This window comes from Oleiphilus sp. HI0117 (assembly GCF_001635235.1).
This window is the reverse complement of sequence record NZ_LWGA01001472.1, coordinates 1-590: the sequence shown is the minus strand read 5'-3', so window position 1 is coordinate 590 and position 590 is coordinate 1. Positions and strand designations below refer to the sequence as shown.

At 44.2% G+C, this 590-nt stretch carries 1 protein-coding gene; it reads left to right on the top strand.

Going from position 1 to position 590, the window contains the following annotated elements:
• Positions 1–182 precede the first annotated feature (182 nt).
• On the top strand, positions 183–590 hold a 408-nt coding region (locus A3757_RS24530), incomplete at its 3' end, for an NAD(P)-dependent oxidoreductase (RefSeq protein WP_156506567.1).

Below are 590 nucleotides of genomic sequence, written 5' to 3'. Positions count from 1 at the left end.
GGAGCATGCGATTGACGATATTATGAAAGGCTTGGAATCGAAGCGTTTTTACATCATTCCAGGCAAGCTCGCCCGGATGACCTATTGGATGAACAGACTGATTCCCGTAAAGCTAGTTAATTTCTATATTGATTCGATTGTCAGAAACGTATTGAAACAACAAAAATAATAGGCAGGCCGCAATGAAGAAAGTATTTATTACCGGCGCAAAAGGTTTTATCGCACAAAGTCTGGCGCGTTGCCTAAATAAAAAAGGTATCGAGACCTGTGGGATTGATCTAAGTGCCAATCAGGAACAAAACATCATACAAGCTGATTTATTTGAGCCAGAGAGATGGCGAGACATGCTAGCTGGTTGTGACACCCTCATTCACACGGCTGCAGTGGTCTCTAATGCTGCAACAGAAGAGGAAACCTGGCGCGTTAATGTGTTGGGTACGCAGACTGTATTAGATGAAGCGGCAAAGGGTGATAACAAAAAGCGCTTTCTGCACTTTTCCTCCGTTGCCGCGTTGGGCTTAAGTCACACCGGAGCAATGGATGAAAATACTGCCTTGAGGGCTTGTGGTCAGAAATATTCAGACTCAAAA